General features: G+C 59.0%; 22 protein-coding genes. 11 read left to right on the top strand and 11 right to left on the bottom strand.

The genetic code is table 11. The annotated features are described in order from the left end of the window. The first annotated feature begins 11 nt into the window (after window positions 1-11). Window positions 12-308 (top strand): hypothetical protein, encoded by a 297-nt coding sequence (locus P8K07_14285; GenBank protein ID MDG1959687.1) that lies wholly within the window; start codon window positions 12-14, stop codon window positions 306-308. Window positions 309-350: 42 nt separating this feature from the next. Here P8K07_14285 and P8K07_14280 read toward each other — a convergent pair whose 3' ends face one another. Genes P8K07_14280 through P8K07_14270 form a run of 3 tightly spaced genes read right to left on the bottom strand, consistent with a single transcriptional unit; the run spans window position 351 to window position 4,050 of the window. Next, window positions 351-1,826, bottom strand: a complete 1,476-nt coding sequence (locus tag P8K07_14280) for an acetyl-CoA acetyltransferase (GenBank protein ID MDG1959686.1) — start codon at window positions 1,824-1,826, stop codon at window positions 351-353. Between the two features lie 9 nt (window positions 1,827-1,835). Further along, a complete protein-coding gene (locus P8K07_14275; GenBank protein MDG1959685.1) occupies window positions 1,836-2,447 on the bottom strand; it encodes an NUDIX hydrolase in 612 nt (203 codons plus the stop codon). Continuing rightward, window positions 2,425-4,050, bottom strand: coding sequence for a glycosyltransferase (locus P8K07_14270; GenBank protein MDG1959684.1), 1,626 nt, complete (start codon window positions 4,048-4,050; stop codon window positions 2,425-2,427). Before P8K07_14270 ends, P8K07_14275 begins: the two co-directional genes overlap by 23 nt. Before the next feature lie 118 nt (window positions 4,051-4,168). On the opposite strand from P8K07_14270, the gene P8K07_14265 reads away from it, so the two are divergent. Then, entirely contained in the window at window positions 4,169-4,789 is a 621-nt protein-coding gene (locus P8K07_14265; GenBank protein ID MDG1959683.1) for an HAD family phosphatase, read from the top strand. 27 nt (window positions 4,790-4,816) lie between these two features. On the opposite strand, the gene P8K07_14260 is transcribed toward P8K07_14265, so the two are convergent. Beyond that, complete coding sequence (locus P8K07_14260) at window positions 4,817-5,500, bottom strand: EthD domain-containing protein (protein ID MDG1959682.1); 684 nt, start codon at window positions 5,498-5,500, stop codon at window positions 4,817-4,819. Between the two features lie 134 nt (window positions 5,501-5,634). On the opposite strand from P8K07_14260, the gene P8K07_14255 reads away from it, so the two are divergent. Together P8K07_14255 and P8K07_14250 are read left to right on the top strand one after the other, a co-directional pair. Then, entirely contained in the window at window positions 5,635-5,835 is a 201-nt protein-coding gene (locus P8K07_14255; GenBank protein ID MDG1959681.1) for a hypothetical protein, read from the top strand. A gap of 132 nt (window positions 5,836-5,967) precedes the next feature. After that, window positions 5,968-6,210 carry a helix-turn-helix transcriptional regulator gene (locus P8K07_14250; GenBank protein ID MDG1959680.1) on the top strand — a complete coding sequence of 81 codons (243 nt, stop codon included), beginning with the start codon at window positions 5,968-5,970 and terminating at the stop codon, window positions 6,208-6,210. A 213-nt stretch (window positions 6,211-6,423) separates the two neighbouring features. Here the strand turns inward: P8K07_14250 and P8K07_14245 are convergent, their stop codons facing one another. Next, entirely contained in the window at window positions 6,424-6,690 is a 267-nt protein-coding gene (locus P8K07_14245) for a helix-turn-helix transcriptional regulator (protein MDG1959679.1), read from the bottom strand. Window positions 6,691-6,979: 289 nt separating this feature from the next. Between P8K07_14245 and P8K07_14240 the strand changes: the two genes are divergently transcribed. After that, window positions 6,980-8,068 (top strand): P-loop NTPase, encoded by a 1,089-nt coding sequence (locus P8K07_14240; protein ID MDG1959678.1) that lies wholly within the window; start codon window positions 6,980-6,982, stop codon window positions 8,066-8,068. A gap of 6 nt (window positions 8,069-8,074) precedes the next feature. On the opposite strand, the gene aroC is transcribed toward P8K07_14240, so the two are convergent. Together aroC and P8K07_14230 are read right to left on the bottom strand one after the other, a co-directional pair. Then, window positions 8,075-9,154 (bottom strand): chorismate synthase, encoded by a 1,080-nt coding sequence (gene aroC / locus P8K07_14235; GenBank protein MDG1959677.1) that lies wholly within the window; start codon window positions 9,152-9,154, stop codon window positions 8,075-8,077. Between the two features lie 24 nt (window positions 9,155-9,178). Next, window positions 9,179-9,529 carry a hypothetical protein gene (locus P8K07_14230; protein MDG1959676.1) on the bottom strand — a complete coding sequence of 117 codons (351 nt, stop codon included), beginning with the start codon at window positions 9,527-9,529 and terminating at the stop codon, window positions 9,179-9,181. A gap of 187 nt (window positions 9,530-9,716) precedes the next feature. On the opposite strand from P8K07_14230, the gene P8K07_14225 reads away from it, so the two are divergent. Together P8K07_14225 and P8K07_14220 are read left to right on the top strand one after the other, a co-directional pair. Beyond that, complete coding sequence (locus P8K07_14225) at window positions 9,717-10,943, top strand: hypothetical protein (GenBank protein ID MDG1959675.1); 1,227 nt, start codon at window positions 9,717-9,719, stop codon at window positions 10,941-10,943. Further along, window positions 10,943-12,043, top strand: a complete 1,101-nt coding sequence (locus P8K07_14220) for a transglycosylase SLT domain-containing protein (protein MDG1959674.1) — start codon at window positions 10,943-10,945, stop codon at window positions 12,041-12,043. The genes P8K07_14225 and P8K07_14220 overlap by 1 nt, the downstream gene beginning before the upstream one ends. Window positions 12,044-12,051: 8 nt before the next feature. Here P8K07_14220 and P8K07_14215 read toward each other — a convergent pair whose 3' ends face one another. Beyond that, entirely contained in the window at window positions 12,052-12,951 is a 900-nt protein-coding gene (locus P8K07_14215; protein MDG1959673.1) for a S1C family serine protease, read from the bottom strand. 57 nt (window positions 12,952-13,008) lie between these two features. On the opposite strand from P8K07_14215, the gene P8K07_14210 reads away from it, so the two are divergent. From P8K07_14210 to P8K07_14200, 3 genes are read left to right on the top strand one after another with little or no spacing between them, the layout of a single operon-like run. Continuing rightward, window positions 13,009-14,403 (top strand): anthranilate synthase component I family protein, encoded by a 1,395-nt coding sequence (locus P8K07_14210; protein MDG1959672.1) that lies wholly within the window; start codon window positions 13,009-13,011, stop codon window positions 14,401-14,403. Beyond that, the gene (locus P8K07_14205) at window positions 14,400-15,287 is read left to right on the top strand and encodes an aminotransferase class IV (protein ID MDG1959671.1); all 888 of its coding nucleotides are present in this window, start codon (window positions 14,400-14,402) and stop codon (window positions 15,285-15,287) included. The genes P8K07_14210 and P8K07_14205 overlap by 4 nt, the downstream gene beginning before the upstream one ends. A 6-nt stretch (window positions 15,288-15,293) precedes the next feature. After that, the gene (locus P8K07_14200) at window positions 15,294-17,216 is read left to right on the top strand and encodes an ABC-F family ATP-binding cassette domain-containing protein (GenBank protein MDG1959670.1); all 1,923 of its coding nucleotides are present in this window, start codon (window positions 15,294-15,296) and stop codon (window positions 17,214-17,216) included. Between the two features lie 53 nt (window positions 17,217-17,269). Here the strand turns inward: P8K07_14200 and P8K07_14195 are convergent, their stop codons facing one another. Continuing rightward, window positions 17,270-18,043, bottom strand: coding sequence for a class II aldolase/adducin family protein (locus tag P8K07_14195; GenBank protein ID MDG1959669.1), 774 nt, complete (start codon window positions 18,041-18,043; stop codon window positions 17,270-17,272). 65 nt (window positions 18,044-18,108) lie between these two features. Between P8K07_14195 and P8K07_14190 the strand changes: the two genes are divergently transcribed. After that, window positions 18,109-19,554, top strand: coding sequence for an amino acid carrier protein (locus P8K07_14190; GenBank protein MDG1959668.1), 1,446 nt, complete (start codon window positions 18,109-18,111; stop codon window positions 19,552-19,554). 52 nt (window positions 19,555-19,606) lie between these two features. Here P8K07_14190 and P8K07_14185 read toward each other — a convergent pair whose 3' ends face one another. Beyond that, window positions 19,607-20,011 carry a hypothetical protein gene (locus P8K07_14185; protein ID MDG1959667.1) on the bottom strand — a complete coding sequence of 135 codons (405 nt, stop codon included), beginning with the start codon at window positions 20,009-20,011 and terminating at the stop codon, window positions 19,607-19,609. Window positions 20,012-20,050: 39 nt separating this feature from the next. After that, window positions 20,051-22,933: an excinuclease ABC subunit UvrA gene (gene uvrA / locus P8K07_14180; GenBank protein ID MDG1959666.1), complete on the bottom strand. Its 2,883-nt coding sequence runs from the start codon at window positions 22,931-22,933 to the stop codon at window positions 20,051-20,053. Between the last annotated feature and the right edge of the window lie 75 nt (window positions 22,934-23,008).

Below are 23,008 nucleotides of genomic sequence, written 5' to 3'. Positions count from 1 at the left end.
GAGGAAACGATATGTTCAAGAAATTGACAAGAATCTTTGCCGCATCTCTCTTCGCCCTCGCCCTCGCGTTCGCGCCTTCGGCAGCCCTTGCCGACGATTCCAGCGCCACCAGCGAAGGTTCCAGAGCAGGAGGAATCGCTCTCGACCTGCTCGTCGGACGACCGACCCTGCTGCTCGCCACGATCTCGGGTGCCATTTTCTATGGGGTATCGCTTCCCATAACCTTGGCCAGCGGCGCCGAGCGAGACGCCCGGGATCGTTTTGTGACGACACCCTGGCAGATGCTCACATCACCCCTGGGCGAGTAGTTTTTTCCTGACGAAGCGATTGCGACGCTTCACGAACGACTTTCAGGAAAAGGTCGCAACGTTTCCCGAAATTTCGATGGGACGACCGCAGACCTCTTCGTGCTGGACGGTCGCCATCACCGCCTCGTCCGATGAGATCGCGAGAGTCCGTCGTTGATCCGGCAAATCACATACGAAGATTGCATTCCCGCCGGCTTCGCCGGAGAACTGCACGGTGGCTGCGGAAATGATCGCCGGGCCCTTGTAGTCCCTGACAACTTCGTAGACGGGCATCTGCGAGGCAACTTCCTCCGACACATCCGTGAACTCGAAGGGGCGTTCGGGTGCCTTGGTCGACCATAAGGTCACGCCCTGCTTGGTCAGCATACCGCTCACGGACGTAACCAGACCGATCTCGCCGGGGTTTTCGCGTAATTGGGCGACCATCCGGACCAGGCCCTGAAATGTGAAATTGTTCAACGGCCCGCCGGCATAGGCCATGCCACCACATTGAGTGACCTCGGCACCGGACGGAACTTCGAGCTCACGCATCTGGCTCCGAACCGCCACGGGGAAGCAGCTGTAGAGTTCGAAGCGTTGCACGTCCTCGATCGACAATCCGGCGGAACGCAGTGCAGCAGCACCCGCCAGTTGAAAGCCGAAGCAACGGTCGAGTGCCCCGCGCTCGACCAGAGAAACCATATGATTCGACTCGGCCGCCGCCAGAGGAAACAGAAACCGATCCTCCGCAAGGCCCAGCTCTCGCGCCACTTTGAGGGAACAAAGGATCAGGCAAGCCGCTTGATCCACGTTCCACTGCGAATTGTGACGCTTCGTATAGGGAAACGCGAGCATCCGGTTCTTCGCGGAGGGCGTGGAAATTTCTTCTGGCGAGAGCTCTTCCTGCACCCAGGCTTCGGGATTACCCGAGGCAACCTTGCTCATGCCGGAATACAGTTCCCCAAGCGCCCGGCGGTTCTCCTCGACGCTCTCACCTTGGGCATGACGCAAGGCGCTTTCCAAAAGCGCATACTGGTTTACCGGCATCCCCAGACCAAATTCCAGCTCCAGGGGGTTGAGGATCTCCTTGGATGGCTCGAGAAATCGGTCGGGTTTTTCGCCCGGCGCCTGCGTTGTATCCTCCACAGCCTCGCCCGTGATCATCGAGCGGAGGGAACGAAACTTGGCTTCCCCACCGACCACCAGAGAAATATCTTCCGAGCCGTCCGCAATCGCCCGAGCCGCATCCGCAAGAAGTGTGCTCTGCAGGATACCGACCTCGACGAGATCCGTCCGCGCACTGTCGGCACCAAATTGATCGGCGAGGATCCTTGCCGGATTCGGGTAATCCCAAATGCCGTTGGTGACGCGAATCGATGAAGCACGGGACAAGAGTTCCTCACTGCCAGCATCCGAGGCTGCGCGACGAGCCGCCTCGACCATCAACGCTGCGGCCTCCATCGACTTCCGGGGGTCCTTCTCCCGCTGAGTGACAGCTCCTGCACCCACTAATACCGGCGTACGATCATTCAGAGACATGCGAGACTCTTAACCCCTTTCGCCGTCGGACGCACCTTCTCCGAGGCCTGTGCCCGGATCGTTTTTTGCGGGCCGCTCGCGTGTCTTGCGCTCAAGCCGCAAGACGCTTTCTTCGTCTGTGAGGTCGGTTATTCGAGCCCGGGGAACCCATCGCAAATCCTTGGATTCTTCACTGATCTGGAGGGATTGCTCCGCGCCGGCAATCAGGAAGTACCGAAGATCGTAATGGAAATGGGCGGGCTCCTTCCGGCGCGCCGGAATCCCATGGATATCGATGTCCAGAGGCACCGGAAATTCGTCACCAGAGGCCTCGATGAAGTCCGCCATTCCGGATTCTTCGCGCGCTTCACGAAGCGCGACAGCAAAGGGATCAGAATCGCCATCGGCATGCCCTCCGAGTTGGAGCCAGCGATCCAACTTCGCGTGATGCGTCAGCAAGGCCCTATTTCCGTCGGAGGAAACAATCCAGCAGGAAGCCGTGATATGGCCCGGAAGGCAGGATCGCGAAAAGCAATCTTCATGCGCCACCGCAAACGCACGCATTCTCTCGATCGTTGCGATCTCCCGGGGGTAAACCGCCTCGTAACGGCGGAGGATCTCAAGCAGATGTTTTCGGTGCATAGGGCAAATCTCCCCTCGAGCCTACCTGATCCCAGGAAGAAAACCCGCGGATACCGAGGGCCCCCGCAATCTCCTTGCCGTTGATCTTCGCCAGAGACCGATCGGGACCGGCTTGCACCAACCCGAAGGACGCCGCGTTCCCCGGCCCAGTACCTCGTGCTTCCACTTCCAGTATAAAAGAACCCGCAGCCAAAGGGGACTCGAGGTCCCACGCGAAGAAGCCGCGATCCGGCAAGCGAACCGCGTCCCAGCTTTGTCCTTCCAGAACCTCACCCGCACGGCTCCGCAGACGAAACCCGATCGTGTGGGCGAATCTCTGGCCATACGTCCATGTGAAAATATCCACCCGAAAGAGGCCCGGCGAGGTCAGGAAAAACTCCTGACAAAGAAGGTCGCCCTCACCAAGAGGTGGACTGGTATCCAGAGGCAATTTCTCAGGCAGAACCGGAAAGGCATCCGGCGTGAGCGCCCCGGGCCAGAACGGCTCTTCCGGCAAAACCGCAAGCGGTGCAATGGCGACTCGCCCGGCCGACGTCGTTTGGCTCCTGCGGGATTCAACACGTGCGAGAAGGTCTTTCATTTCGGGCAGCCGAGAATCTGGACCATAAGCTCCGACGATATGCTCTCGAGCCTGCTGTCCTGCAGACGCCATCGCGGGCCGTTGCTCGACCGAGGCGAGAATCGTATCCCGCCATTCCTCTACCGTGTCGGCAAGCCAACCGCCGCCCTTGCTCGTGGCGGCGCGATTGCTGGATGTCGGACTGGCGATCGAAGGGACGCCACAAGCAGAGGCTTCCATCACCTTGGTCGCTCCTTTGGCGCGCGAAAAACGGCTTTCCGTATCCAGAGGCGCCAAATTCAGATCCACAGCGGCAATCGCGACCGGCAACTCCACCCAGGGAATCAGCGGACTCCGCGTGATCCGCGCCGCAAACCGAGCCAGCTCTGATGGAAGTGCCAAAGGACCCAAAACCGCCAACGTGATCCGAGGATCCTCCTGCATGGCCCTTGCCAACCCGGTCGCCGCTCGAGAAAAATCAGCGTCATGCGTTGCCGTCCCACTGAAGTAGCCGACACGGAAGACTTCGTTCTTCGCATTCTCGCCAGCCAACTCTCTGGCCGTTCGAGCGAGGTCCAATTCATCCCCGCTCAAAGCATCCCGGTAGAGGTGGCTTTCGATCCCGAGGCTTTCGATCTCCGCTACCAACTCCGACGAACTCGCCAGAACTTCGTCGCACAAAGCGAGCACATTTGCATAGCGATCGGCACCCTCACGCCAGAGCGCTCGTTGTTGCGGCTGGGTCAGAAAAGAGGGAAGGCAGTCCGCCTCGCTGCGGAAGATCAGATCATCTACCAGTCCGATCCGCCCGGTACCGGCGGCGACCGCCCGATCCAGCAGTTGCATCACCACGACATTCGCCGGCACTCGATACAGAAATAAAAGATCTGCGCGTGAGGCGACTTCGCTCAGGTCCGGGTGCCGATACGAGAGGACAGAGACCTGCCATCCATAGGAGCGCAGATGGCGAACGCGATGAGACACCGCATAGCGATGACAAAACCCGTCAATTCCACTGACGAAAAGAGCCTGACGGGGCTTCACTCCCGAAGCCCCCTGCCTGTTCTCGCACGACGCATCATCTCGATTTGAAAGTCCTAGTCAGGAATCCCCCCGAAAACCAACCGGTGCAGGCCTGCGCCAGAGTCGCTAAGGCTTTCCTATGCCTTTCCAAGCGGTCATCTTTGATCTTGGCGGAGTCGTCCTCGGCTCCCCGCTTCACGCCATTGCTCATTATGAAAAGGAACTCGGGATTGCTGCCGGGTCGGTCAACCGCGTCGTGGGGAGCACAGGCGAAGCAGGAGCGTGGAGCAAACTCGAGCGTGGGCTTTTCAATCTGGAGCAATTCTTTCCTGCTTTTGAAAAAGACTGTGCCGCAGCCGGGTTCACGATTTCAGCCAGCACGATGTTTGAGCGCATGGGAGCGGAATCCGCGCCGCGACCCATGATGATGCGGGCGATCGAACGCATCCGGGAAGAAGGTCTTCGCACCGCAGCCCTGACCAACAACTGGGCCACCGGCGACCCTGGACCCAATCCCCTGCGCCCCTTCTTCGATGAATTTGTCGAGTCGGCCATCGAGGGCCTGCAAAAGCCGGATCCACGCATCTACGATTTGGTTCTGGGGCGCCTGAATGTCCCCGCCGACGCCGCGGTCTTCCTGGATGATATCGGTAGAAATCTGAAAACGGCTCGGGAGATGGGGATGACCACGATCAAGGTCGATGATCCCGCCGTCGCACTGGCGGCCCTCGAAGAGCATCTCGGCTTTCCACTCAGCTGAGCGCCCGCGGTTGCCGGAGCATTCGGTTCAACGGAAGTGATGCTCCTGGACAAACCAGGCACAGGATTTCCCGATAAATCGCTTCGTGTCGGCTGCGATGATTTCGCGACTTTCCGGATGCGTATACATCTGTGTCCGAAAAGCCTCCGCATCCGCGAAATGGAGCTCGCTGATTCCATCGATCGGGAAATCGGATGGCGAGAGCTGCGCATCCACAATATTGGCCACATATTTCACCAAACCCTGATGATGCTCGAGCGCGAGAGGCTTGTGCTCCTCGATCCAGCATCGGCGAAACTCCTCGCGCGACTGGCCCTCCGGACGCTGCAGGATCGCGATCATCTTGAATCGACCACTGGGCCCCGCCGGCTGATCAGGCACCTCAGGCTCCTTTTGCACAAACTCGGTTGTTTCATAGGCTGCTGCTGATCCCAGAAAGGTATTCGTATCCGCGGTCACAATTCGCCGTCCCTCGTCCGATGCGTAAAGGCGATCGCGAAAATCCTCGTTCGTCGCAAAGGATAATTCCGCAATCGAGTCAACTGGCACCAGCGGCTCCCCGCGCGGCCGCTCGACGAGATTCACACGATAGTGCTGCATGGTGGGATGGTGTGCGAGGGCCAGAGGCACATGGTTGGTCAGAATTCTTTGGCCATACTCCGCTGGCGAGAGGCCCTTTTTTCGCGTGCAAAGAAAAATCATCTTGCGCATCCCCATGCCTTCGCCCGAGCCGGCGCGGAGGTCAAACTCCAGACAATTCCACAGGCGTGGATTCCCGGGCGGAAAAGCACCTTGCCATCGCGGGCCTCACATGAGATCCTACGGCCGTAGAGGAAAATTTCAGCATGATCATCCAGTCGAAAAATAACCTGCGATTGCAGGCCGGGAACGCAGTCGCCCCTATGTCTGCGATCGCCCCGCATGCCTGCCCGCAGACGGTGCTCGGTACCGTCACCGACACCGTAATGTGGACCACCCCTCTTTGCGCCCGAATTACGCGCAAAGACGTCGGTGGGCGCAACGGCCATCCGGAAGGAGTCTCCTGAGAAGATCAGGAAGAAAAAGACTCCGAAAGGAAGCTAGGCCGTTGGGTTCACCCCAGCGGCCTTTTTTTGTGGTGTCGTTCCGACTTTCAAGGCACCCCAACCGGCCCCGAACGGGCCCATAGGAGAGAAAAAATGGAAAATGAAGAGTTCGATCCCGGCGTCTTCGGCGACCGTATCCGGGAAATTGTGCGGGATGAGCCCAAGGCTTTCGCTTATGATCTGGGCCTCAGCCTGTCGGCGGTCTACAATTATATGAACGGTAGAGTACCGACGACCGATGTCCTCTTCCGCATCGCGAGGTATTCCGGCCAACCCATGGAATGGTTCCTGACCAGGGAGGTCGATGCGTTTGTACCGCGCGCTGAGGCGGCTTGAAGCAGAGGCGCGAAGCAGACCTCCTGTCCATGGCAGGGCCCCCGAAATCTGAGGGACTCGACCCGAACAAAACGGGCCCCGAGTCTTCCGAGGAAAACGGGGCCCTGCTTTTTTTCGCCCTTACCAAACGAATACGCCCGAATGACCGAAGTCATTCAGGCGCATATCCGATGCAAATACCACAGCGAACCGCCTATGCGATCCGCTGAAGTCTCAGAAATTGCCGGTTCCGGTGGGGCGATGCGAAACGAGTTCCTCGATCGACTGACTCGGCTGCACCAGAGTCGTCTGCTCTTGTGAGTTACCCAATTGTTCAATCGCGCGACGCGCGAGCTTGCTCGGCTTGGCATGTCCATTCTCCCACCGATTTACGGTCGAGAATGTCACCGCCACAGCATGGGCAAACTCCTCCTGCGTCAGGCCCAGGCCCTTGCGAAGCTCCTTGATCTGCACACCATTTAGCTGATCGCTCAAATTCATCTTCCAATCCTCCATATGCCACGGTCTATGGTGTAATCATCGACAATTTCCTCGCTCACATTAGGGTTTTCGCTCATGCCGGGAGAAACCAGCACCCGCAGGAACGCCGGAGATCGTGACTCAAGGCCACTCCAATCAGCGAAGACCAGTAAAAACGGCCCTTTATCGTAAGCCAGAGCGTCGAAAATAGCGCTTGCGCTGTGCAGGATATTTTTTCTTCCAGCGCTGTGCCCTGTCCTTATCGCGGCGCCCGGCTTGCCTGCCGGGGACCTTTCGCTAGGAGACAAGGATGGCCGCCAGTTCCGATGAAATATTCGACGCCCTTCGCAAAGTGAAATTTCCGGGCTTCTCTCGCGATATCGTTTCATTTGGTGTCGTGCAGAAGGTGGAAGTCCTCGATGGCCACACCATCGTCACGCTGGCGCCGCCGGCCGGAACTCCCGATCTGGTCGACAAGATCACCCCCGAGATTGAAGCCATCGTGGCGAGTCTGCCGGGAGCAGCCCCCCTCAAGATTGCGCTTGTCGAAGCCAAGCCAAATCCGGCGCAGGCTCGACAACCCGCCGGACCGGCCGACGACCATGGCCACAGCCACGCGCAAGCTCCAAAACCATCAGGCCCCCAACCGATCGATGGAGTGAAGAAAATCATTGCTGTAGCGAGCGGCAAAGGGGGCGTCGGTAAATCCACGGTCGCCGTGAATCTTGCCATGGCCCTGCGCGAGCACGGCAGCGTGGGCCTGATGGATACCGATATCTATGGGCCTAGCGCCCCGGTGCTCCTGGCGGCCGAAGAGGAAAAAGCGCAGGTCACCCAAGAAAAGCGAATCGTTCCCGTCCAGACCCACGGGATCGCAATGGTCTCGATGGCCCTCTTTGTCGAGCGCGAAAGACCGATTATCTGGCGTGGGCCCATGTTGACCAAATTGGTCAATGAGTTCATTCGCAATACCGAGTGGGGCGACCTCGACTACCTCGTCCTGGACCTTCCTCCGGGCACGGGAGACGTGCAATTGACCCTTTCCCAGACTCTGCGCATCGATGGCGGCGTGATCGTGACGACACCGCAGGATGTTGCTCTGGCCGACGTCCGCCGTGGTGTGCGCATGTTCAAACAGATGCATGTCCCTGTCCTCGGTGTCATCGAGAATATGGCGGGAATTATCTGTCGAAAATGCGGCGAGGAGAGCAATATCTTCGGGCGGGGCGGTGGTGCTCGCATCGCGGAGGAACTGAGCCTCCCCTTCCTCGGCGAAATCCCTCTCACCCCGGTCATCCGAGAACAGGGGGACGCCGGGGATCCAGTCGTCGCGGCCCTCCCTGATGAACCAGTTGCCGAACGATTTCGGCAGATCACGGCACAGGTTGTCGCCGGCTGAACTCCCTCAATCGGTGATGGACTTCTGCCGCAACCAATGGTCGCAGATGACCAGAGCCACCATCGCCTCGACCATGGGAACGGCTCGCGGCAGAACACAAGGGTCGTGGCGCCCCTGCGCCTCCAACTGACGGCTTTCCAGGTCTCGGTTCACCGTTTCCTGCGCCTGCCGAATCGTTGCAGTTGGCTTGAACGCCGCCCGGAGAACCAGCGCCTCTCCGTTCGAGATTCCACCCTGCACGCCTCCGGAACGGTTGGTGCGAGTTCGGACCCGATCGCCTTCGGCATAAAAAGCATCATTATGCGCCAATCCGGACAACAAGGTGCCCGCGAATCCTGATCCAATCTCGAAGCCCTTGCATGCAGGCAAAGACAGCATCGCCTTGGCCAAATCCGCATCGAGTTTATCAAAAACCGGTTCCCCAAGACCCGGCGGCACACCATGAGCCACGCAAGTCACAACACCTCCGAGAGAGTCTCCATCGCGGCGCGCGGCATCAATCGCCTCAATCATCTTTTCGGCGGCCTGCGGATCCGGGCACCGAGTCGGCCCCGCCTCGACCGCAGCACGATCGACAGCCACCGGATCGACATCGGCATGGATGTCCCGGACCGAACTGACCCAGCCAGTAATTGCCCCCATCCCCGCTGTGGCCAGAACCTTGCGGGCGATGGCTCCGGCAGCCACGCGGCCGATTGTTTCTCGAGCACTGGCCCGGCCACCACCCTGCCAATTTCGCACACCGTATTTGGCTTCATAGGTATAATCAGCGTGCGAAGGCCGAAAGGTATCCTTCATATCTTCATAGGCCTGAGGACGCGCATCGGAATTGCGCACCAGGATGCCGATCGATGTTCCCAGGGTCTGTCCTTCGAAAACCCCGGAAAGAATCTCGGCTCGATCCGCTTCCTGACGTGGTGTCGTCAATCGGCTTTGGCCCGGGCGACGTCGATCCAGTTCCAGCTGAATCTCCTCGACCGACAAGGGAATCCTCGGAGGGCAACCGTCCACAATGACGCCGACACCGCCGCCATGAGACTCGCCGAACGTGGAAATACGGAATTGATGACCGAAATGGGAACTCACAGAGGGTAGCCTAGCAAAAGGAGCCTACCCGTCGCGAGCGACGACAGGGGCTGGGCCGATCGTCGATTTCTGGCGGGTTTGACGAATTTCCTGGGCGATCTGGTGCAATTCGAGCATTTGAAAATCAAGCGAGACCTGTTCGGCTTCGCTTGCACAGGCGAGACGGCTGGGCCCGATGGTCTTTTGTGCCCGCTCGAGAAGTTCGAGGACCCGGGCGGAGTCGGCACCCGGCGCCGCAAAGAGGCGATAAAAATCGCGCGTCGCATCACGGGTTGTCGCCATCCGGGCCGGGCAATCGGGAAAATCTTCCCAGGCGGCGGAAGCGCCATGGGGGCTCGCCAGCACCAGAAACAGGAAAGAAATGAGGGTACGCATGGTGAATTTCCTTCGCGAGGGGGCTAGAAAGGTCAGAAAGCGGCTCAAAAGTGGAATTATACCCGATTCCGCCTCCCCAGCGCCATCCTCTTATCAAGACCTCGCCCCGCTCTGTTGGCTTTGACTCCCTGAGCCACCGTCGCTAAACCGGCCACCCAGACGTTGCGCCCCGGATTCGAAGGAGAAAATGTTGCAGGCACCTCGGAATGGAAACTTTCTAAGAAGACTCGGCTTCCTTGCGCCCGCCGCTGTCGCCTTGGCTCTCGGTCTCGCGGAGCGCGTCGCCGCAGAGCCCTATATGGCGGTTCGAGAGGGACGAAAATGTTCGACCTGCCATGTGAATATGACCGGCAGCGGCATGCGGACCCTGCTTGCCAATACGCATCTCGAGGAGATCACACACTACCGCGAACTCTTTCCCGAGTTCGAATCGGTCGAGGACACCTGGAACGGTCAGGTCACCAGCTTCTTCTCTCTCGGCGCCGACATTCGCGTCGATAATTCGCTTGTTTTTCAGGACGAGCCGAACGCGCAGGGACAGGTCTCCAACAACGAAGTGTTCCGCGGCCGGGTCGACGAGAATATACTCGACCTCCGCCAGGCCGATATCTATTTTCTCTTTGCTCCTGTCCCCGATTTTCTCGAAATCTATCTGGACCAGAGCTTCGCGCCGGGGGGCACCAGCACCAAGGAAATCTTCGGGCTCCTCAAGGGCGTTCTGCCCGGCAATGGCTATATCAAGGCAGGTAAATTCTTCCTCGACTACGGCCTGCGCACGGAGAATGACGACCTGGCCAGTATCGGCATATCTTCGCAGAATCAGTTTGTCCGGGCTCGGACCGGCAGCGATTTTGATGCCTACCATCCCGGCATCGAAATCGGTTTCCAGCCGGGACCGTTTGCGACCTCCTTGTCGATCACGGATGCTGCCGGCGCGACCACGGACCCCCGCATCACCGCTAACGCCTACGGCGTTTTCCGCGACATCCCCGTGGTCGACAATATTCTCGCCGGTGGTTCCTTCATGTGGGTCCCCAGCGACAACGGCGACACGTACAATTGGGGCGTCTACGCCGGGTCCAATTTCGGTCCACTGGAATATCAGGCCGAGGTCGACTTCATTCAGGCGCGAAACGATACGCTCGGGATATCCAAGGGTACCTTCGTCGCTTATGGCGAGTTGAACTACTTGCTCCTCGGCTGGATCAATACGAAATTCTTCGGCGAATACGCAGATAATGATGGCCGATGGGAAACAGCCGATACGGCGCAAAATCGCTTCGGTTTCGGCATCGAGCCCTTCATCGGAAAATTCCTGCAGCCGCGAATTTTTTATACCGTCGCCAACGGACCGAAGGATCGACCCGAAACCAACCAGAATCGGCTGATCTTCGAGCTGCATCTATTCTTTTAGTGAGCGGACTTCCAAAACTTGGCGGGCGTGCCGCCCTGGCAGGACTCCTCGTCCTGCATTTGGTTCTGACCCTGCTGGTGACACCCGTTCGCGCGGAGCCACGCCCTCCTCGACTGGCATTTCCGCCCGAGTTCTCCATCCCTGCCGGCATGGAGGCCCGGGTGCAGTTCTGGGTCGATATCTTTGGAAGATACTCGGTCCGCGACGCCATCGTTCACGACCGCAATCACCCGCATCGAATCGTGGCAACCCTCTCGATGCGTCGAGGAAACCAGCGTGAACGACGCCAAATACAGGCGCGCTATGCGGACCTGCTGCGAGAAATCCAGCAAGCCAGCTCGCCTGTCGAGCGACGCGCCATCCTGAATCAATTCAACGGCCCGGTGGATCCCCGTTGGCTGCAGATCCCGCCCGAGGACCTGCGCGTTTTCCGAGGACAGTCGGAGACATTCAGCAAAAGTCTGAAGCGGTCCCGTTACTATTCGCGGACGGTGCGAGGGGCGTTGGCTCAAGCCGGGCTACCACCACTTCTGATCTACTTGCCCCATATCGAATCCTCGTACGACCCGAGCGCACGATCCCATGCGGGTGCCCTCGGCCTGTGGCAACTCATGCCCAATACGGCCCGCCAGTATATCCGGGTGGGCGGCCGCGCCGATGAAAGACGCGATCCGGAGCGATCCACTTACGCCGCCGCGCAGTTCCTGCACGCAACCCACCGCTCTCTGCGCAGCTGGCCCCTGGCGCTTACCGCATACAACCATGGGCCGTCAGCCGTCGCGCGGGCGATCCATCGGCACAGCACGACAGACCTGGGTGAGCTCATCTATCGGAACGAGAATCGTCGCTTCGGATTCGCAGGCGAGAATTTTTATGCGAAATTCCTCGCCGCGGCGCACCTCGGGGAAAACGCGGACTACTATTTCCCCGACATCGACATGAACGAGATCGTGACCCATACCGTCCGACGTGGAGACACCCTGTGGGGAATCGCACGACGCTACGGAATCAGCCTTCGGGCCCTCAAGCGATCCAATGCCCACCAACTGGCGCGCTCGAAGTATCTGAAGCCGGGAGTTCGGCTCCTCGTCGAGGGATAATTCCCCCTTCAGGCGAAGTAGGTCTCCACCGCGCCCGCCTCGATCGACAGTTCGACGACCTCCCCGCCTCGCCGGACCCGAAAACGCAGTGCGGCACCGGGGCGCTCGGCGCGAAGGCGCTGATACAAATCGATCCTATTCGCAACCGCATGGCCCTGAAGAAGCAGGATCGAATCACCCGGGATCAAGCCCCCTGCCGCGGCAGGACTTTCCGGGAAGATCCCGGCCACAGCAAGATGATTTCCTACCATCAAACAGGTCATCCCGAGCCACCCTTGTGACTGCGGTGTTCGATAGACACCGTCTCTCTCGATAGCATCGATCATCGCCAGAGAACCCGCACCCGGGAAGACCACCGTAGGCCGGCCGGCATGAGCCATGGAGAGAGCGGCAATACCCAGAACGCCGCCCTGACGATCCAGCAGCGGTCCCCCACCGAGACCCGGGTTCGGAGCCGAGAAATATATCGCGGGATCGAGAGCAAACTCCCATAAGGCGTCAAAGGGGCTGGTGCTGGTGACGAACCCGGAGGCCACCCGACGCTCCTCTCCCACACTCGCGACGACAAAGGCTTCGCTCCCACGTTGTGCGAGACCTCCCGGGGACAGCGAGAGGGCATCGAGACCGCTCTCCTCGGGAGCAACGATCCCCAGCCCCGAAGCGTAGTCGATTCCGAAAACACGTCCTTCCACGCGGCGCCCATCAGGGCATTGGACCTGGACCCGGTCGGCTCCGATAAGCAGATAATACGCGGTCAGAATCAGCCCGCCACAGGAGGTCAGAACCACTCCGGTACCTGCCCGCTCTGTCCCCAATATCGCTGCCGACCTGTGATTGGGGTCAATCCGAGTCTCCAGATGCACCACGGCAGGGAGCGCTTTGCGCAGGAGATGAACCGAAGCGTTCAAAGCGCTATCCCAAAACAGGAAGGATCCGGCTTTTCTGAAGCTGGCGAGCACGTGCTCATGGATAAAATCCGACTCAAAGAAAAATTTCCCGCCTCTCGACTGTTTCGTTTGATTCAGAAACAGCACGGGCGTCGTGCATTATGGCTGAATCAGGGGAGCGACCGAGAGAGTCTTATGGCCTTCCGGCCGACCGCGCAACTGACGGTCCGACAAGATGGGCGAACAGAGATCCGCCGAGGGCGTGAAGCTTCTCGTTTTTCCGAGCACCCTCTGGAGCTCATCTCCGAGTTCGTGCGCGAGGGGTCTGTCACCGAAGAGTTGCCCTCGGCCCCGCCGCGGACCTTCGGATTTCTCGCTTTCGATTTCGCCTCCCGGATAGAAGCGCGGCTAGCCTGTGGGGCGGCTACGGAAGATCCGTTGCCGCTTGCCCATTTTGCACAATTCGCATGCGTTCTCGTCTGCCGACAAGACCCGAGAGCCACCAACGATCTCTGCACCATCACCGCCTTTGGCGACAACCTCGCTCCGATCGTGGCCGAGCTGGAAGCAGCTCTTCAGGAGCCATCCTCCGAGGAGGACGCTGCGGGCCAAATCTTCGAGAGCGAACTATGCGAATGGCCGGATAAAACCCGATACCTCAGAGCCGTTTCGCGAGCACTCGACTACATCGCCGCCGGAGACATCTACCAGATGAACCTTGCGAGTCGCTTCGTCGTCGAAAGCACCCTGTCCGGTCTCGAAGTCTTCGAGCGGCTGCAGAATGCTCAGCCAGTGCCCTTCGGCCTTTATTTCGCAACACCCGAATTCGAACTTCTCTCCAACTCTCCCGAGAGGTTTCTCAGGGTCCGAGGCGACACGATTCTGACCGAGCCAATCAAGGGAACGCGGCCTCGCTCTCTCGACAAATCGCGCGACCGAGCTCTCGCCAAAGAGCTTCGGGAAGATCCCAAGGAGCGCGCCGAGAATATCATGGTGGTCGATCTGGAGCGGAACGATCTGGGCCGCATCTGTGCTCGAGGCAGCATCGACGTCCCCTCGCTTCTGCGCGTCGAATCCTGGACGACCGTCCACCATCTGGTGTCGACAGTCGAAGGCCAACTCCGCCCCGATGCGAATTTGGCAGCCATCCTGAGGGCGACTTTCCCGGGCGGCTCAATTACCGGAACGCCCAAAATTCGAGCAACGGAAATTATCGCCGAACTCGAAGAACAGCCTCGCGAAGTTTTCACTGGATCCTTCTTCGCCTTTCGCTCCCCCCGAGATTTCGATTCGAGTATCCTGATTCGGACCGCATGGGCTCGGGACGGTCGATTCACCTACCACGCTGGTTGCGGGATCGTCGCCGACTCTGTTCCTGAAAATGAGTACGAAGAAATGTGGGTCAAAGCTGAGGCATTTCTTCGAGCGATCGATCTCAAGACGGCGAAGCCCGCCAGCGGAGCCAACTCTTGAAAACCTCCGCCCGCGTCTGGCTGAACGGGAAAATCATACGCGCCCGCGATGCCCGCCTATCGATTTTTGACCGAGGCTTTTTATACGGTGACGCCGTATTCGAGACCGTGCGACTTTATGGAGGACGACCCTTTCTTTGGCGACGGCATCGCAAGCGCTTGCAACATAGCCTCGATCGACTCGGGCTACCTCACCCGGAAAACAGGCTGGAGGACGCGATCGCCGAACTCTCCGACGCCTGTGCACTCACCGACGCCGCCGTTCGGATCACGGTGACTCGCGGAGTGGGCGAAGGCTTGATCCCCCCGAACGACCTGTCCCCCACCTTGCTCGTTACCGCGCGAACCATCCCCGAGGAACTGGTCGTCCAGCGCAGGACGGGGGTCTCCGTCATTCGCCTGCCCTTCGGAAACGGCGGGCAAAGTGTGGTCACGGGCCATAAAACCACCAGCTATGCCGCGGCGGTTCAAGGGCGGATGGCGGCGGCTCGAACTGGAGCCTATGAGGCGATCTATGTCGAGGCGGACGGTCGGATCAGTGAAGCGACCACGAGCAATGTCTTTGCCATATTCGGACGAACCCTCCACACCCCACCACTGGAAGCTGGTTGCCTGCCGGGCATTACGCGCCAAATTGTACTCGAATTGGCGAAAAAGGCCGAACTTCGCATCCGCGAGGTTCCGATCGAAGCCGACCGGCTGGACCGAGCATCCGAGATCTTCCTGACCGGAAGCGTGATCGAGATCCTGCCGGTTGCCAGCCTTGACGGGAAAGCCCTGACAAAAATAGCCCCGGGTCCGATCACCACGCAGTTGTCGCGCGGGTATCGGCAACGCGTTCAGCGACACCTCCGGCAATCTCGCCGCGATTCCGCTAGAAGCTGAGGCCTGATGCCCGTACTGGATGCCCGCGAGATCGATCGGAGCTACGACCAACAAACCATTTTGGCCAACGCCGCAATGACTATCGACGAAGGCGAGCGAGTCGGCTTGGTGGGCAACAACGGTAGCGGGAAAAGTACTCTCGGACGTATTCTTTCCGGCCGGGAGAAACCCGATAGCGGGACCTTGGCCCAATCCCGAGGAACGCGGATTGATTATCTCGAGCAGGAACCGGTTCTGACTGCGGGAAGCACTGTCCTGGAAGTCGTATCGGAAAGTCTCGTTCGATGGACGGCGGCGAGGAATCGACACGATGCCGTCACCGAGGCGATGGCCCACCCCGATGCCGCCGACAAAATCGAGGACCTGATCCGTCAGCAGGCCTCAGCCGCCGACGAGATCGAACGTGAGGGGGGCTGGGAACGCCTGCATGAGGCCGAGGCCATTCTCGGGAACCTCGGAATCGACGATTCCAGCCGCAGGGTAGATACCCTGAGTGGAGGTGAGCGCCGACGTGTGGCACTCGCACGAATTCTGGTCGATGCTCCCGATCTCGCAATTCTTGACGAACCAACCAACCATCTCGATATCACCACCATCGAGTGGCTCGAGGACTATCTCCGTAATCGCTTTCGCGGGGCCTTGCTCCTGATCACTCACGATCGCCGAGTCCTCGAGAATGTGACCGACCGGACTCTGGAAATTCATGCCGGCAAGATCAACAGCTACGCCGGAGGCTATGTCGCATATCTCGAAGCTCGCGCCGAGCGCGCCGCGCACGAGGAACGTACAGAAAAAAATCGGCAAAACTTTCTCCGACGCGAGCTGGAATGGCTGCGCCGCTCTCCGCAGGCCCGGACCACAAAGCAAAAAGCTCGTATCGATCGAGTCGAAAATATCCGCGATCAGGCCGGTCCTGAAAAGCAGAAGAAAATCGAAATGCAGGCGCAGAGTCGACGTTTGGGCAAAACCATTCTCGAAGTCGCCGCGATGGATATCCATCGCGACGGCAAGGATCTGGTGTCGGATCTCACCTTCGCCCTGGGTGCGGGTGAACGTATCGGAATTGTGGGACCAAATGGTACCGGAAAAACCTCTCTCTTTCTCACCATCCTCGAGGAAATCTCGCCAGCCTCGGGATCGCTGACGATCGGCACCAATACCCGCATCGGCTACCTGGATCAGAATCGCGGTGGCCTCGAACCTGCCGAAACGATCTACGAAACCCTCAGCAACGACCGCCAGCAGGTGAAGCTGGGAAGCGAATCTCTGGGAATTGCCGCCTACCTCGAGCGCTTTCTCTTCGATCGGCACCAGCAGCGCTCCCGGATCGGGACTCTTTCCGGAGGCGAACGCGCACGTGTTTGTCTGGCTCGCCTGCTCGCCGATGAATCCAACTTGCTTCTTCTCGATGAACCGACCAACGATCTTGATACAACGACACTGGCGGCTCTCGAAGAAATGCTGCTCAACTATGCCGGGAGCGCTCTGGTGGTGAGCCATGACCGCTGGTTCCTCGACCGAATTGCGACATCGATCCTCGCTTTCGAGGGGAACGGCCGGGTGGAATTACACGCAGGAAACTACTCCGAATATCGGGAAAGGAAGGCGGCGCTGCCGACGCGGGCCAAGGCGAAATCCGGCGCGTCCAGCCCCAAGCCTGCGATCGCCAAAACACCAACCCGAGCCAAAAAATTAAGCTTCAAGGAAGAACGGGAACTTGAAGCAATTCTAGCCTCGGTCGAGATTGACGAAGGTCGCATCCATGACCTCGAGGCCCGACTGGCCGACCCCGAGACCTATAAAAAAGGCGGAGAGGCGATCAAAATTCTTCAAGCCGAACTCGCCGAGGAGCAGGAACGCTTGCTCGAGAAGATGAACCGATGGGAAGAGCTCGAATCCCGGAAGAACTCCGAGAAGCCGGCCGGCTGAGGCGGACCCCAAGATCGGGCCGGATCAAATCTCGCTCCGTCGCCGCAAAAAAATCAGTCGAGCAGGTCCGGCTCTTCTGTGGCCAGTTGCTGGTAGAGCCCCTCGAAACTGAATACCCCCGCTGTCTCACTGCCGATTTGTTCGCAGGTGAGGCGTGCAGCCTCAGGGCGAATCAACGTCGGCGTGCCCGCCGCCTCGGCCATGAGTTGCGACTCACAACTGCGCTCCAGCAGAAGATACCAGAAGACAGCCGAGCCGACGTGCCCACCAACGGTAAGAAGACCATGGTTCTGGAGAATGACAGCCTTGCAATCCCCCAAGGCAGCGCCGATCCGATCTCCCTCCGCCGGGTCAAGAACCACGCCCCTGAAGTCGTCGAAAAGCGCATGATCCTCGTAGAAGGCGCAGGAGTCCTGACTGATGGGGTCCAGCAGTCGACCGAGGGACGACCACGTCTTGCCGAACATCGAGTGAGAATGCGCGGCCGCATGAACATCCGGGCGCGCGGCATGGATGCGCGAGTGGATCGCGAAGGCTGCCTGATTGAGGAAACCCTGCCCTTCGACAATTTCGCCCGCGTGATCGACACGAATCAAATCCGAAACTCGAATTTTCGAGAAGTGGAGTCCAAAGGGGTTCACCCAGAAAGTTTCCGGGGCCACCGGGTCACGAACCGTAATATGTCCCGCGGCCCCCTCGTCGAAACCACGCCGGGCAAAGATTCGGAAAGAGGCTGCCAGACGCTGCTTTTCCTGCAGTTGCCGCTCCTCGGCAGGGGCCTCAACTGGCTGTTCGGGAACACCGATCGCTTCGCTATTATCGAGCATTCTTAAATATGTACCAGAATCGCGCTCTTCTGGAAGCAGATTCGAAAACCGGCTAGGCCTTCGCCATGGGCTTCCAAGATCGTCTCGACAGCGTATTCGGCATCTTCAACCAGATCGTCTCTCCGGTCCTGTTTGCCGATTTCATTCTGGGCATTCCCCTGATTCTTCTGGTTCTGATCGCCGGAGGGGTCTTTTTCACCGTGCGCTACGGATTCATCCACGTAAGGCTCTTCAAACATAGTATCGACTGTATTCGAGGCCGCTATGATGACCCGGATGATCCGGGCGAGATCAGTCATTTCAGTGCGCTGACCTCCGCACTTTCGGCGACCGTTGGCTTGGGCAATATCGCCGGGGTTGCTGTCGCGATTGCCGCCGGTGGCCCTGGCGCCATCCTGTGGATGTGGGTCGTTGCTTTCTTCGGCATGAGCTTGAAATTCTCCTCGAGCACACTCGCCCAGATCTACCGCAACGTCGACGATCGCGGCCATGTTCTGGGTGGACCCATGGTCTACCTGCGAGTCGGCATCCGGGAGAACTTCCCCAAGCTGGGATGGGTCGGTACCTTTCTCGGCGCTCTTTACGCCGTCCTCTGTATTCTCGCTTCCTTCGGCGGCGGGAATTTATTTCAGGGGAAAATGAGCTTCGCGATCGCCGGCGAAGTTATCCCCAGCCTGTCGAACTCGCCCATGGCGCCCTGGTTCGCAGGGGCCTTCTACGCCGTTCTTGTCGGTGCGGTCATTATTGGAGGGATCCGCCGAATTGGGGACGTCACCTCGCGACTTGTTCCTGCCATGTGCCTTTCCTACGCGGGCGTCTGTGTCTTGATCATCCTGCTGAACCTGTCAGCCGTACCCGGCTTGCTCGGGGACATCGTAACCCAGGCCTTCACCCCGGCAGCAGCCTACGGAGGATTTCTTGGCGTCTTTATTCAAGGGGTCCGGCGTGCGGCCTTCTCCAACGAAGCCGGCATGGGCTCAGCCTCGATCGCACATGCGGCAGCTCGCACCGATGAGCCCGTGCGAGAGGGCGTCGTCGCGATGATCGGTCCTTTTATCGATACGATTTTCATCTGTACCCTGACCGCACTCACGATTTTGCTGACCGGTGTCGCCGAACCTGGTCAGGCAATGAACTGGACGGAGGGCGCGGTCCTGACAGCGCGAGCTTTCGGAACCCTGAGCCAGGCTGCCGAATATCTTCTGGTCCTCGCCGTCTTTGTCTTCGCCTATTCGACCATGATTGCCTGGAGCTATTATGGGGAACGGGCGAGCGAGTTCCTGTTCGGAAAAGCAGGTATTTTGCCCTACCGGGTGGTCTACGTTTTTTTTGCAGCGATCGGTCCGGTGGTCAGCGTCGCCAATGTCCTCGATTTTTCCGACTTGATGCTGCTCGCATTGGCCTTCCCGAACCTCGTCGGAATGCTGCTGCTCGCAGGCGTCGTGAATCGCCAAAAAGATGCGTATCTGGAGAGACTGCGCGGCGGGATCATCCGCCCCACCGAGTCCTGAGCGCGACGATCTTTTTGCGCAAGGAGTTGCAGTAAAGAGATCCGGCGACCAATCAGAGCGCGGCGAGCAAAAACGGCAAGGCAGCCATACCCACGCCGACCAGAACGCTCATCGTAGCCATGGTGGCTTCCTGAGCCTTCTCCATGAAGGGACGTTCCTTGGTCGAAACGAAATCCGATTCTGGTTGTTCCTCGGAACCCCAGATCGGATCCCCATGCATTCGAATCATGCGCTCCTCGGGCGACTGCTCGCCACCCTCGGAAAGCCATCCAACATTCGGCGCCGGCTCCGCAAGAAAGCTGTCCAACCCGCTCTCGCCCGCAAACCCGCTACTGAAAAAAGGATCATCGAAAGGATCCGAGCTTCGGCGACTCTTCTCGGCGCTGCAGGCGACCAGAAATGCCGACACCAAAATCGTCGTCAGTACCGCATAGACTGGTGTCAGGGAGCGCCTCATGGGATGACGCTACCATTGCCGACGAGTCGATAAAACCCTTCAGGCAGAAGCCGGTTTTTTGGGAGCACGCTTCTTCTTTGCCTTGCGAGGGGCTTTTTTCTTCGCGACCGCGGGCAAAAGGGGCGCGAGATGTTGTCCGGTGAACGAAGCAGCACACGCGGCCACCTCCTCCGGTGTTCCGACGGCCACGATCTGCCCCCCCCCGTTGCCGCCTTCCGGGCCGAGATCGACCAGATGGTCGGCTGTCTTGATGACATCCAGATTGTGCTCGATAACCACCACGGTATTTCCGTCACCGACGAGACGATGCAAGACCTCGAGCAAGCGACGAATATCTTCAAAATGCATCCCGGTGGTCGGCTCGTCGAGAATATAAAGCGTCTTTCCTGTCGCACGGCGCGAGAGCTCCTTGGATAGCTTGATCCGTTGCGCCTCTCCGCCCGAGAGCGTCGTCGCCGACTGGCCCAGATGGATATAATCCAAACCGACATCCCGAAGGGTTTCGAGCTTCTTGCGGCACGCCGGCACAGCCTGCAGAAAATCGAGGGCCTCCGCCACGGTCATCTCGAGAACGTCGGCGATCGACTTTCCCTTGTAGAGAACCTCCAACGTCTCGCGATTATACCGCCGTCCCTGACAAACTTCGCAGGTCACGTAGACGTCGGGGAGAAAGTGCATCTCGATCTTGATCAGACCATCGCCAGCGCAGGCCTCGCATCGGCCGCCTTTCACATTGAACGAGAAGCGCCCCGGCTCATAGCCCCGCATCCGAGCCTCTGGAAGCTGGGCAAAGAGGTCTCGAATCGGCCCGAAGAGCCCGGTATAGGTCGCAGGGTTGGACCTCGGGGTACGACCGATCGGCGCCTGGTCGATATCCACGACCTTGTCCAACCACTGCCAGCCCTCGACCGAATCATGCTCGCCCACTGTCTCCTTGCTCTTGTAGAGGCGTCGCGACAGAGAGGCCCAGAGTGTATCGATCACCAGTGACGATTTTCCCGAACCCGATACACCGGTCACACAGGTCAACGTCCCGAGAGGAATCTCCACATCGAGATTATGCAGGTTATTCTGCCGAGCACCGCAAATCTTCAGAAAGAGACCGGTCCCGGGACGGCGAACGATCGGTACCGGCACCTCGCGATCGCCTCGCAGATATTGTCCCGTGAGACTTTCAGGAATCGCCGCCACTTCCGGCGGCGAGCCTTGCGCGACCACCAGACCGCCGAGACGGCCGGCTCCGGGCCCCATATCGATCAGATGGTCGGCAGCTTCCATGGTGTCCCGATCGTGCTCGACTACGAGAACCGAATTCCCCAAGTCGCGCAGCCGCTGCAGGGTTGTGAGCAGGCGCGCGTTATCTCTTTGGTGAAGGCCGATTGAGGGCTCGTCCAGAACATAGAGAACGCCGACGAGAGAAGAACCAATCTGGGTTGCCAGTCGGATTCGTTGCCCTTCACCACCCGATAATGTCCCCGCACCACGATCCAGGCTGAGATAGGTCAGGCCCACATCACACAGGAAGCCGAGACGCTCCTGAATCTCCTTGAGAATCAGCCGCGCGATCTGCATTTGCTGTTTGTCGAGTTTGATATCCCGGAAAAAAACTCGCGCTTCGTCAATCGAGAGCGAGGTCAAATCCGCAATCGACTTTTCCCCCAATCGAATAAACAGAGCATGACGCTTCAGCCGCGCCCCGCTACAGCCCTGACAGGGCCGCTCGCTGCGATAGGTGCCCAGCTCTTCACGGCGCAAGTTGGATTCGGTCTGCAGATAAAGCCGCTCCAGATTCCGGAGAACCCCTTCGAACGGACGGCTCGTGCGGCGACGAGCATAGGTGACATCGATCGGCGTCTTGCCCGTGCCACGAAGGATCTTCTCACGAGCCGCTGCCGGCAGATCTTCCCACGGCGTATCGAGGGAAATCTTCAAATGCTTGGCCAAAGCCGTCAGTAGAGATTTGTAGGTCTCCGCCTTGCGAGCCCACGGAGCGATAGCGCCCTTGTTCAGCGAAAGCGTCTCGTCAGGAACCACACGATCCTCGTCGAAAACCCACTCCACACCCAACCCCGAACAATCGGGGCAAGCCCCGTGCGGGCTGTTGAACGAGAACGTCCTCGGCTCGATCTCCGGATAGGAGATGCCGCAATCGGGACAAGCGAGCTTCTGCGAAAAAACGTGTTCTTCTACCGGGCCGTTTTTCTCAACCTGCTGCTCGACTGTGACAACATCACCACCGTAGCCCAATGCGGTTTCCAGAGAATCGGCGAGGCGCTGCGCAATTCCCTTCTTGACGACAAGCCGGTCCACGACCACATCGATTGTATGCTTGTGCGTCTTCTTGAGAACAATTTCTTCGGCCAGTTCGCGCATCTCACCATCAACACGCACTCGCGCAAATCCTGCCTTTTGAAGATCCGCAAGTTCTTTTCGATATTCTCCTTTTCGATCACGTACCAATGGCGCGAGAATATGAATCCGACTTCCGGGCTCCCAGTCGAGGACACGATCGACGATTTGCTGGACGGTCTGCGACGCGATCGGTTTCTCGCATTCATAGCAATGCGGCACGCCCACCCTCGCAAAAAGCAGGCGCAAATAATCATAGATCTCGGTGACCGTGCCCACCGTCGAACGCGGGTTACGAGAAGTTGTCTTTTGCTCGATCGAAATCGCCGGCGAAAGGCCGTCGATCGAGTCGACATCCGGTTTCTGCATCTGCTCGAGAAACTGCCGAGCATAGGCCGATAATGATTCGACGTAACGGCGCTGCCCCTCCGCGTAAATCGTATCGAAAGCGAGCGAGGACTTCCCCGAGCCCGAAAGCCCTGTGACGACCACGAGTTGGTTGCGCGGTATCGTCAAATCGACGCCGGCGAGATTATGCTCGCGCGCCCCTCGGATCACAATCTCGTCAGCCATGGATGTGGTTTAGCGAGAAATCACCGCAAGATCATTCTCGATTTTGCGACTGCGGGAGTCCCTTGGTAGATCGGG

The organism is Candidatus Binatia bacterium (assembly GCA_029248525.1).
Taxonomy (GTDB): Bacteria; Desulfobacterota; Binatia; order UBA12015; family UBA12015; genus UBA12015.
Note: the sequence above shows the minus strand (reverse complement) of the source record. Positions and strands in the feature narration are given on the sequence as shown.